Origin of the sequence: Chryseobacterium barbadense, from assembly GCF_042849955.1 — a bacterium.
GTDB lineage: Bacteria > Bacteroidota > Bacteroidia > Flavobacteriales > Weeksellaceae > Chryseobacterium.
The window spans coordinates 12,653-24,078 of the sequence record NZ_BAAFHL010000001.1 but is presented as its reverse complement, the minus strand read 5'-3'; the positions used below and the strand labels follow the sequence as shown (position 1 = coordinate 24,078).

The window sequence follows — 11,426 nt, the reverse complement described above, 5'->3', positions numbered from 1 at the left end:
TTAATCTTCATAAATGTTTGTAATAAAATTTGTCTTTCTGATATGGGAAACACCGTCAACGTCTTTTAAATCCCCATCACACCCGCACCCCCCACACTCTTTACAATAGAGGGGAAAATGCTCTTTATTTTGGCATATCCACAAATGCATTCTTTCAAGCAAAGGATCAATTCTGTCCTGAATAGCAGAATTTAGTTTCAATTGTACTTCTTTAACTCCACCGGATGCAGAAGAAGCACCATTCCCACCGATTGCATTGGGATTATTCAACTGCTGACCTAATGAAGTGTGTCGTAACCATGTTGGAATAATTGCAGCGACATCAACACATTCAGCAGTAATTTTCCAAAGAAATCTTTCCCAAAGTTTTACATACCAAGGGTTATCAACCAATTCAATTGAATTAATTATCATCCCAATTTTAAGATCAGATTCTTTGATTGGATTTAAACCATCAGCCTCAAGAGAAGCGTTAATTTTAATAGTTAAGTCAGCCTTATTGGTTTCCGTAACCCTAATGTTTTTTTTAGTAATAAAGTCTTCATAAAATTTATCACAAATTGCGTTGGCAATCCAACGTTCTTCTGCAACAATAATATTTTGCAAAATTTGTCTTTCATCAATTGCCTGATCAGTTGGAGCGTGAAAAATTACTTCATCAGGGGTAATTAATACATCCCTTTTTAAGTGATTAAGCCGGTACATCTTTTTTGTTTTTTGAGGTTGTGATAAATTCTGAACCTTTATTTTTATCTTCCATAGCAGGTTTCCCCAGGATTTCCCTTCCTTCATCTTTGGTTAAGCAAGAATTCACATCAATTTCACCAATAAATGAAGCAGGTGAAACGGCTCTAAATGCAAGATCAAGTTCGCTGAATTCTGTGCCCATCCAATTATCATAAATTTCAAAGAATGGTTTAATTAAATCTTGGAAGATCAATTCTTGTGTTGGCTCAATTACAGTTTTATTTTTTGTGTCAAAAACAGCCGATAAATAGGCAAAACCTCCATTTCCTAACCCAGTGGAATTTTGGTGTTGACCATATAAAGCAGTGTCCCAATTGTTGGAATCCACAATTTTATTTTCAACACTTTCATCAAGTTTAAGAAAGGATCCATCAGTTTTAACATCAAATTGTTGCATTGCTGAATTGGTAATTCCTTTGCCGCCGGTTACAACAGTCCAACGACCTCTTTTCCCGTCTCCTGTGTGAGAATATATAATATCTTGACCAACCTTTCTTCCTTCTTCCTGGGTAACATTTCCTTCTAAAAAGATAACACCCCCTGCAACAAGGTTATTGTCAATGATATCAAGGTTGTATCTTACATTTTTATATTCTAAAATCTGGTAAGGCAAAGACGCAATATTGTCTGGCATTCCATAATATTCATAACCTGGAACATCATTTTTCACATGAATAATACAATGTTCGGTTCCTGAATCACTTTTGTACCATGCCATTTCTTCATCACCACGATAAACAGGTAATTCCACTGTTTTATCATCAACCAAAGTCCAGGCTGTTTTTCGTCTGAATTCTTTAGAAATAAAAACTGATTTGCAGATATCATCATCATTCGGATATGATAATCTGCAATCAAGAAAAGGACGGTTCACTAGCCAAACAAATTTTTTTTCTCCAATTTTTCCCCTAATAACTTCAACGAAATTGTTTCCAACCGTGAAATGGTTATTGAAAACGGATTTAATTAATTTATCAAGGCTTTGTCCTTTTTTGTTGACACGTTTAATAAATGTTTCAAAATCTTTATTTTTAACATTATCCTTGATATAAAGTCCTTTTCCAATACAAAAATTGGTTTTGGAATTAACGCATGAATTATTAGTTGGAGAAAGTAATTTTGCTTCTAATAATAATTGAAAGAAATTGTCCTTTGGCTCAAGAAAAGGCAAATATCTCCTTGTTCTCCTGTTAAGATGAAATGCATTTGATTCCCCTGAAGGTTCAAAGGGAATCGGGTTTTTAGCATCAAGCGTTGCAACGTTTGAAGTAATATTCTTCTTATCTTTCACAGAACTAGTCATTGTTTGGGACTTCTTCTTTTAAGAAATTTTTTGCCTTATATTTTTTGATGTCTTCTTCTGTTGGAACTTTGCTAAACAGAACAAGCAAGGTTGGATCTTGACTTCTTACTGCAATTTCTGCCAGTATGTCAAGATCATCACGTTCCCCGAGGGGAGTAGCCGAGCCATTAAACCCGACCACTTTGTTTTTATATTTCGATTTTATTGAAAACATGATTATTGAAATGTATCGTCAAACGTATCATCGAAGATTTTTTTAAGAGAATCACCTCCTATTGAAAAGCCTCGATCACAGAAACATTCCCTGTGAATTCGTTTGCCATTCTGCCATATTCAGCCTTGAACATGACTTTAGCACCGTTGAAGTCTTCCATCTTTCTTCCGGACCCCCCTTCCGTACCGTTCATTACGACCTCAAAATAAGGGATTGTACTTCCGTTTACGTATCTTTCTCCAAGAACAAATATTTTCCCGGAATTCAATCTTACAATAAGTCCCAATCCACAGCAGCATCCGGCAGAATCAAGACTTACAAGGTAATTGGTTAATTCCTGGGAAAGATTTGGAAGTTGTGCATCAATATCAAATTCATATTTCACTGAACACCCGTTCAAAGTATGCTTGAATTTGAATTCGGCTTCTTTTCTTTGGAATTTAAGTTGGTGCATTTTGGCTCCTTCTTCTTGAACCGCCCCCGTTCTTAAAGCAACAGCGGTATAGCTTTTTGTAGTACCATCTTGCGTCCAGTTGAAATCCGAAGGATCAAAAACCCAGATATCGGAAACACCGCCTGTTGTTGCTGAACATGGTGCTGTATATGATTGTAGTGTAACACAAAGCATAATTAAAAAATTTTAAATTGTTAAGGAAAGAATATTGCAATAAATGCAATATTCTTTGTTAAATTTTTTTATCCAATATTTGTTAATCCAATAACAGAATGTTCTGGATAAGCAATTCCGGTTCCGGCTCTCATGAAGTTGGCGTACTTCCAAGTTAAATCATCATTAGAATACCAAACCAATAAAGCTTTAACACCCGCCGGTGTTGCTTCTCCATAGGATTTATCAGTTGCAAAAATGAAGTTACCTCTGATTGTCAGAATGCAGGCATGAGCCTTAACACCACCATTCAAAGCAAACATGATTGGATCCCATGTTGTTTCTACCAAAACATCAATATTTTTGTATTTCAGTTTTTTGAACCCGTTTTGATACAAAACAATATTGTTTTGACCACCTGTTAGGATCAAGAAATCTTCATACGCATCGAAAATAGATTGAGAAACATAGAAAGCCTTCATATTATCCGGAAGATGCTTCAAGAAAATATCTTGATTTTTATAAGCCCAATCCAAATAATTTTTCCCATCTGTTGGAGTGATTTCACCTTCTGCAAAAGCGGTTGTTTGATTAGCTTTTATTGTTCCATCATTGATGAATTTTGCATAGTGCTTAAAAATTCCATCAAAAACGTTCCAACTCCAAATTCCGTTTCCATCACTCGCACGGTCAATATCTCCAAAATATGCATTGGAAGTAATATCAACCTTGATTGCTTTCATGAAGAAATCCATAATATAATCCCTGAATTTTGGATCCTTATTTCTGAAATCTTCCAAACATCCTTTGTAGAATTCGTTTTCACAATGCTTGGTGGCTCCATAAATTTCATCTGTTTCGATTTGTCTGATGGAAGCTTTACCAACTGATGAGAAAACGATGTTACAAGATGCATCCCTGCGTTTCAAGATGTTTTGATTTCCAAGAATCTCAACAATTTTTCTTTTACTGGAAACATCATCCATCACAGTGAACTCATTTAGAGTTCCGTTAAAGGAACCATCAGGAAGAAGATCCGCGAAATGTGGTTTTACTAACATTTCGTAGTAGCTCTTTGGTCCCACTAAAAATCTTTCGTTCATAGCTTAATTCTTTAGTCTCTTACTCCTTGATTGTTTTTGTTTCCAAGTGATCCAGAAAGGGCGACACTTCCAATGTTGTAAATGCCTAAATCAGCCTTACAACCTTTTGTGGAAATCACGGTCCCCAAAATGTCAATACTTGATAAATTCAAACTTGAAACATCCAAGACAACATTCCCACCGTCAGCGGTAATTTGCTCGTGTTTTTCATTCCCGTCCTTGTCATAAACATGGACGTTGGCAACATTCAAATCATCGCCCGCCCCAAAGGTAGAAGCATCGGTGATTGTTACTGTTTTGGCTTCTGTATCAACTGCATAATTCAGTTTCGCAGCAAAGCCGGTGCATTCACAACCTTCACAAAGTTGATTTTGCAGCACATCCTTTTCAAAACCAGTCATATTATTTTTAAATTTTTATTATTCTTCAAAGCCTACATCTTCAGCATCATATTTGGATTCAGCCCCACCCCCCTTATTGTTGGGTCTTGCTTGACCAAAATTTTTTGCCGCTTTCTCTTCAATATCGCTGATTCTGTTTTCAAAATTTTTGAATTCTTCAGAATCTTTGAAGTTTTCAGGCTTAACATTTTCTTTCACTGCATTAGTGATCTGTGTGATCATATTAGCAGGTAAACCTTCCTTGAAGAAATTAGTAAGCGCATTATTAATTTGCTCTTCAGTTGGTTCTTTTGGCTCAATATTAAAGTCCTTAAAAGCCTCATTCAAGGCACTTGTAAGGTTTTCCACCGTTAATGTTTCGGCATTTTGTCCGGCTTCAGTTACAACCAAATTTTTGGACTTGAAAGCATTAACAATTGCATCAACAATTTTGTTCATATCGTATTCATTTAAATTTTCGAGTTTTTCAATAGGGGGTTTGGATCCGTTGGCGATGGAATTAAAAGCCGTTAAAGCTGCTTTATTTTTAAAATTCCAACTTGCTACATTGATTGGCTTAAATTCTTCCTTCTGATCGGTTGTGCTTTTAACAAACCCATTTTCAACCGCTTGTGTTCCAGTGAACCAGGTTTCATTGTTCATCCATTCTTCAATTTGTTCTTTGGATTTACCTGTTAGATTCACATAGAAATCACGGATATTGTTGTTGAAACTTCTCAAGTTTTTAGCCTGTTTCTCAACTTCATTCACATCACCCCAGGCAAAACCGGAAACGTTATGGATCATATACCAAGAATTCGGAGAAATTTTTGAATTTTTCGCAGCAGATAATGGATAAGTTGCAGCAGAACAAATCATTCCCATTCCTATGGTTTCAACAGCATAACCATCATTTTCAAGTTGCTTAATGAAGTCATGCATTGCCATAGCATCGCCAATTTGACCGCCAAAAGAATTGATTGTAATTCTGATATTTTTTAAACCGGAATCAAGAATTTCAGTTCGGAAAGACTTAAATGATACAGAAGTATCATCATTGAACCACTCTTTCCAAATTTCTTGAGTTTCTGCATCCACAATGGTTCCATCAATGAAAACATCAAGTCTTTCACCACTGTTGGAAACTTTATAATTAAAAAATATTGGATTCTCTTTCATACCCTTATTTGTCAATTACAAAGGTATTTTGAAAGAGTTGTTTATTTCAATAATTGCAATAAATTCGTGCCAAAATAAGGCACGACTTTTTAATCAAAACAGCGTTCACAAATATTTCTCACTGTTGATTTTGGAACATTAAGTTTTTGGGAGATCTGTCCCATTGTTAACCCTTTGTTTCTTTCAATGCAGACTTTTAATTGAGTGGTGTCAATACCTGCATATCTGCAAAACTGATCAAAATCTTTTATTGCCATATCAAGGGCTTCATGTTTATCCTGAAAATTCAATTTTGGTTTAGTGTCTTTTTCACTCATAATTTATATTATAAAATTAAATCTGGCTTGATCTTCAAGTTTGTAATTAACGTATGAATTGGGTTGTAATTCAGCAGATGAATATGAATTTCCGAATCCATACAACACAAAAGTTGTATTATCATTCCCGGTTATTGATACGCTGGATTGATCCCTTGTGGTAATATAGCCATACGAATAAGAATTTGCTGTCATGTAAACAAGAGATCTTTCATAACATTCTATTTCCACCATTGAAAAATCATTTTGGGTAATATTTAGCCTCCCACCATCACAAATAACCCTACATCGTTTATTTCCGGTTTGGCTTAAATTTAAAATTCCATTAGAAAGAATGATTATATCTGTTGACATATCAGACAATTCAACTTCTCGATCGTAAAAGCCCTCAATTTCCAGATCTTCAACCGGGAAATATTGTATGAGGTCTCGGAATCCATTTTTTAAAATCCAACGGAAGTTTCCTTCAGATTTTACAATTGCCAAAATATCACGATAGGTTTCAGCCTTAACGTAAAGGTGAAAAAGCTTGCTTATTTCTTTTTTTCTTTGGCGGTCAAGTATTTCAAATTTTAATTCTTCAAATGTCATAGTGTTCCAATTTCTGATCTTTGTTTGTTTTCTTTTTGTGCATTATCAATATCACGTTGCGGTAAATAAACCTTTTTCATGGATTCCCTTTTCTGAATAGCTGCAATTTCTTCAATGCTTCTTTCAATTCTTTCCATACGTTCGTTGTTTCCTTCACTTCCGGATTGGGAATAGCTTGGATTTTCGTAATAGCTTCGGAAGACCGGTGGTTGCAAGTTGCTTCCAAGATATGTTCCGCCTTTCATGAATTTCTTCATGGTAGCGCCTCCATCCCAATCAACACCACCGCTAATTGAATTTATTTTTGATGCAATTTGCGAAGGGGTTCCGGAAACGGTATATGTGTTTTTATCTTTCATGGAATCAGCATTGATAATTCCTTCCATACCTTCCATTTCAGCAACTTTGTTACCTGTATTTGGATCATAAACAGGCATTCCCCCTTCTGTGTGTGAAGGACCAGTTAGTTTTCCCCCTCTTCCTAAAAATTTACCCCCTCTTTTATACTTAACTTTATCAATGTTTGCCATTGTTGCAGCAAATCGCACGGTTGCAATAGTTGATAAAACCGCCCCCATAATAGGACCGGCAATCGGTCCCAATTGCATAGCGGTTGACCAAATATTCCCTAATTCTAACAAGAAGGCAATTCTAGCTTCGGACTTTTTAATTTTTTTAAGCCTTTCACCTGCTTCCTTATCGGCTTTTTTCTTTTTTTCTGCTGTTTGTCTTTCGATACTTTCTCGTTCAGCTGAAGACTGTGCAAATCTTTCAAGTTGTTTTGCTTCCAAATCAATTCTTTCATAGGCCAATCGTTTGCTTTCTTCAACTCTTTGACGTTCCATGTCGAAATAACTATTCATAGCCTGTTGAGCGATATCGAAAGATTGAGCAATGGCATATCCTAATTGTTCAGAAACATCCTTACCACCCAAAAGGAATTGTCCGTTTCCATCTTTTAAGCTGTTTGCCAAAGAAGAAGCAAGACCGGAAACACCGGATCCAGGGGCGCCGACCGGAACCGCTGCACCTGAAACCGCAACATTGTTTTCGGCTTGTGCTTTTTGAAACTCTAGTTCCTCCTTTTGTTTTCTTAAAAGATTCCATCTTTCCCAATCTTGTTCAGTTAATTCTTTCCCCGCCATGATTTCAGCATCCATAAATCTAAGTTTAGCATTTAGATTACCGAGTTCTATATTAATATTTTGCAACTCTAATCTGGCAGAAATTTTCTGAAGTTCTATTTTTCTTTGAATGTTGCTTAACTCTTTATTCTGAAGTACAAGTTTAGAATCTGAAGCAGCCTGAATTGAATTAATATTCTTCAAATTCTCTGATTCCTTGTCGATAATATTGAATGTTTCAACTCTGACATATATTGTGTATTCAAGTTTGTTTCTGTTTTCAGCATCCAGTTTTTCCTTGAGTTGTCTCATTAAAGCGTTAACTTCTTCAACAGAATTTTTTGAATATTGAATTTGTAGATCCAACATTTTTTGGTTGTAGGAAATTTGTGCTGTTGTGCTTTCTTCATAATATTTTTTTTCAGCATTCAACTTTTCCAATCCCGTTGAGTATGGAGAATTTAAAACCAGATCGCGTTTCCTTTGAATGGAATCTTCTTCATTTTTCAATTCATCATCAAGCCTTTTTTTGTTTAATGCATACAGCTTATCATTCGCATCCCTGTACGCCTTAATTTTATCCAATTGGGCTTGAGATTCTTGTTTTCTTTCTTCTGCATTCCCTTTCTTCAGGTAGGCAATTTTTTTATCAAAATAAGATACATTAACGGCTAGGCTTTTTCTGATATACTCTTCTTCTAAAATCTCACCTTTAACAAATGATTTTTCAATGATAGCCAACTGATCATTCCTATTAGCTTCAAGATCCTTTAAATAATCTTTTTGAGTTCCTGTAAGACGGGAACCTTTATCAATTCGTTTATCAGTTTTCGTAAGAGAATCAAGGTAATCCTGTTTGCTTTTAATCTCTTTTTGAAGTTCATAATAACGTTTCGATCCAATTTCTGCTTGGTTGAATTCTTCGGTTAATGCCTGGATTTCTTCACGCAAAGCCGCCAAAGTTCTGGAAGATACCGAACCGCCACCGCCTGTGAAATCTGTTGATTTTCCGGAAACAACATTTTGAACCTGCTCTTTGGTGAGAACGTTAAGTTCTTTTTGGAGTGAAATCCTTTCTTTTAAGTTATTATTATAAACATCTTCAGCATCACCCGGACCGATTCCAACCAAACCACCCACACCACGGGCGAATTCCCCCCAGGAACGTTTGTCAAAAACATCGTTTTTATACTTATCGGCTTCAAGCTTATTATTTGCGTCATTAATCGCCTGCATTTCAAGTTCGGTAAGCCTTTTCTGCTTTTCTTCAACAAGAGATTGAACAGCTTTTGCCCGGGCAACTTCAAGGATTTTCTTTCTGTATTCTTCAAGAATTCTTGTTCCTTCTGCCGTCTTAATATTCTCTAATGTTAAGGCACTTAAAAGTTTAGGATTCAAATTGATTAATTCCTGAATAGCTTTTTTCTTAGTATCATAAGCAACGGAATTGTCTTTAAGAATACGGGTGAGAATTTCAACTTTTGAAATCGTGTCAACAGTTGCTTCGGTAGATTTTTTAGTGATTTCAGCATTTAATTTCATTTCCGTTGCTGATTGCTTGATTGCATTACCTTGTTTTTTCAAGCTTTCTGCACTCGATTCAGCCCTAGAACTCATTAATACCATAGCCCCACCAATTGCAGCCAAACCGCCAATGATCCAACCAACTGGGGTTGCCAGAATTGTAAGATTTAAGGAAATCCAGGCGGTTCTTAAACCTGGAATTATCGTTGAAAAGAATAAAACAGTAGCATTTAAAATTCTCCAAGCAGTATTTGTTGCCAATAACGCTATAGTTTGCGCCCTTAATAGTAGATTAGAGGCCGTAATCAATGCATTTCCGATTATGGTCCTTGCAGCATATACAATTGATTGAGAAATTGAAATTGCTAATGCCTTTATATTCTCATAATATGCCAATGTTAGCAATCCAATAATGGTATACCAAGCCCATAAAGGGATCCCGGAAATTACAGAAGTTAAAATTCCAATGAGTGCAATTGAACCTTTAAGGAAGTTTTGAAAATTTTGATTGTTTGCAGCATCAACGAAATTTTTCTTTAATTTATCCATACTTGCAGATAAATTCTGATTCTTTCTTTCAAATGCTGTAGTTATATTGGAAGTATCTTGATACGCTTCTCCTGCACTCTTGATGCTTTTTCTGAAGGTTTCGGAATTTTTACCCAATACCCCTAATGCTGAAACGATCCCCGCACCTCCTTTTTTAGCAAGTTCAGAATCGCCCAATGATTGAATCAATTCTTCAATACTTACTTTGTCTTTTGTGATTCCTTCAGCCACACGAATAAGGGCTTCAGCCGGATTTGAATTGATCAGGTCTGAAAAGTCCTTTTGTGTCATTTTAGCAAACTTTGAAAACTTTTCCGTATCGCTTGCGATTTTGGGAATGATACGCACTAATGCAGTGGATGAGACTTCTGCACTTTGACCATATTGTTCAAATCCGGAAGCTAATCCCAAAACAGAAGGAAGGGTTATGTCTGAAATCCCCTTCAGACCTGCCATCCTTTTAGCGAAATCATTTAAGAATGGAACGGATGCAACGGATTCATTTGCCAATGTTCTAACGGCGTTCCCGGTTTTCAGCATTTGTTGTTCCGTAACATTTCCGTTTTCAAAAACGTTGATCAATTTAACAAGGCTTTCCGTGCCTTCTTCAACATCGCCGAAATCTTTACCGAATGCAGTTTTAATTTTGTCGATTCCAGAAACAACCCCAACAAGTTCTGATTCATCAACCCCGGCTTTGATTGCTATGTTTCCGATATTGACCAATTCCGGAAGTTTGGTCCTGGTATCAAGTTCAGCAAGTTTATCAACTAACTTTTGCGCACCACCCGCAGCCTTTTCCAATTCTACTTCCATGCTTGAGACCCCATCTGCTAACTGATATGTGTTATCAATCAGTTCTTGACCTTTAGCCATAGCAGTTTGAAAGGAGAAGAAACCAACCATAAAGCCGGTGATTTCTCCTTTCAGATTTCGGAAATAGTTTTTTAGATTGTTGGTGACTTGACCGCCGATTGTTCCAGTATTTCGCAATTCAGTTTGAATACGATCAATTTCACGGGTAAATTGTGAAGCTGCATTCCTGTTTTCAATAATCTCCCTTTGAATGGCTTCAAGATCCCCGGTTCCGGAAGTTCTAACAGTATTCAATCTTCTTTTTAATCCTTCAAGATCAACATCAAGTTCACGAACTTTGTTTTTGGCTTCATTGATCTGGGATGCAATCACACTTCCAAGCCCCGCCCCGCTTAAAGATTGAATTGTGTTTTTATTAAGACCTTGAAGCATATTATTCCCAGGATAATTACCAACATTTCGTTGATATTGTCCCAAACGTGCATCAATATCCTTTAAACGGCGGTCCAATAAATTAACTTCATTTTGCGCCCTTTTGAATTCGCCTGAATCCGTTCCAAATTTAACAGCAGTGTCTTTTGCTTTGTTTCGCAATTCGGTAAGTTCACGGGATAATTGCTTATATTCCCCGGCTGTTTGGCGGGCTTCTTCACGGGCTTTTCTCTGATCATTAGCCTGTTGTTTGTTGGCATTACCTAATGCAAGACTTTCATTCCTTAATCTTATGGTCTCTTGTCTCAAGCGTTCAGTCTCCAATTTCGCTTGATTCATTTCTTCCTTATATTTTGCCATTTCAGCAGAAGAAAGCCCCCCTTTTGAAATAAGGTCTTTTAGTTCCTTCCATTTTTTCCTGGAATCATCAAATTCCTTGTTTACCTTTTTCATTTCTTCAAGGAGAACTCCTTGTCCCTGAAGTTTTATTTCGTAAATCTTGGTAATGTTAGCCATAATATTTAATATTTATTGCAATAA

At 36.3% G+C, this 11,426-nt stretch carries 10 protein-coding genes; all 10 read right to left on the bottom strand.

Annotated features, from left to right (window positions below; genetic code table 11):
- Positions 1 to 705 (bottom strand): hypothetical protein, encoded by a 705-nt coding sequence (locus ACGHIN_RS00130; RefSeq protein ID WP_390449986.1) that lies wholly within the window; start codon positions 703 to 705, stop codon positions 1 to 3.
- The gene (locus tag ACGHIN_RS00125) at positions 692 to 2,050 is read right to left on the bottom strand and encodes a hypothetical protein (RefSeq protein ID WP_390449985.1); all 1,359 of its coding nucleotides are present in this window, start codon (positions 2,048 to 2,050) and stop codon (positions 692 to 694) included. Before ACGHIN_RS00125 ends, ACGHIN_RS00130 begins: the two co-directional genes overlap by 14 nt.
- Complete coding sequence (locus ACGHIN_RS00120) at positions 2,043 to 2,264, bottom strand: hypothetical protein (RefSeq protein WP_390449984.1); 222 nt, start codon at positions 2,262 to 2,264, stop codon at positions 2,043 to 2,045. The genes ACGHIN_RS00125 and ACGHIN_RS00120 overlap by 8 nt, the downstream gene beginning before the upstream one ends.
- Before the next feature lie 58 nt (positions 2,265 to 2,322).
- Positions 2,323 to 2,892 (bottom strand): hypothetical protein, encoded by a 570-nt coding sequence (locus tag ACGHIN_RS00115; RefSeq protein ID WP_390449983.1) that lies wholly within the window; start codon positions 2,890 to 2,892, stop codon positions 2,323 to 2,325.
- Positions 2,893 to 2,960: 68 nt separating this feature from the next.
- Positions 2,961 to 3,974: a hypothetical protein gene (locus ACGHIN_RS00110; RefSeq protein WP_390449982.1), complete on the bottom strand. Its 1,014-nt coding sequence runs from the start codon at positions 3,972 to 3,974 to the stop codon at positions 2,961 to 2,963.
- 11 nt (positions 3,975 to 3,985) lie between these two features.
- Positions 3,986 to 4,375: a hypothetical protein gene (locus tag ACGHIN_RS00105; protein WP_390449981.1), complete on the bottom strand. Its 390-nt coding sequence runs from the start codon at positions 4,373 to 4,375 to the stop codon at positions 3,986 to 3,988.
- A gap of 18 nt (positions 4,376 to 4,393) precedes the next feature.
- Entirely contained in the window at positions 4,394 to 5,533 is a 1,140-nt protein-coding gene (locus ACGHIN_RS00100; protein WP_390449980.1) for an ATP-dependent Clp protease proteolytic subunit, read from the bottom strand.
- An 89-nt stretch (positions 5,534 to 5,622) separates the two neighbouring features.
- The gene (locus ACGHIN_RS00095) at positions 5,623 to 5,850 is read right to left on the bottom strand and encodes a hypothetical protein (protein WP_390449979.1); all 228 of its coding nucleotides are present in this window, start codon (positions 5,848 to 5,850) and stop codon (positions 5,623 to 5,625) included.
- Positions 5,851 to 5,853: 3 nt separating this feature from the next.
- The gene (locus tag ACGHIN_RS00090; protein ID WP_390449978.1) at positions 5,854 to 6,441 is read right to left on the bottom strand and encodes a hypothetical protein; all 588 of its coding nucleotides are present in this window, start codon (positions 6,439 to 6,441) and stop codon (positions 5,854 to 5,856) included.
- Complete coding sequence (locus ACGHIN_RS00085; protein WP_390449977.1) at positions 6,438 to 11,402, bottom strand: phage tail tape measure protein; 4,965 nt, start codon at positions 11,400 to 11,402, stop codon at positions 6,438 to 6,440. Before ACGHIN_RS00085 ends, ACGHIN_RS00090 begins: the two co-directional genes overlap by 4 nt.
- Between the last annotated feature and the right edge of the window lie 24 nt (positions 11,403 to 11,426).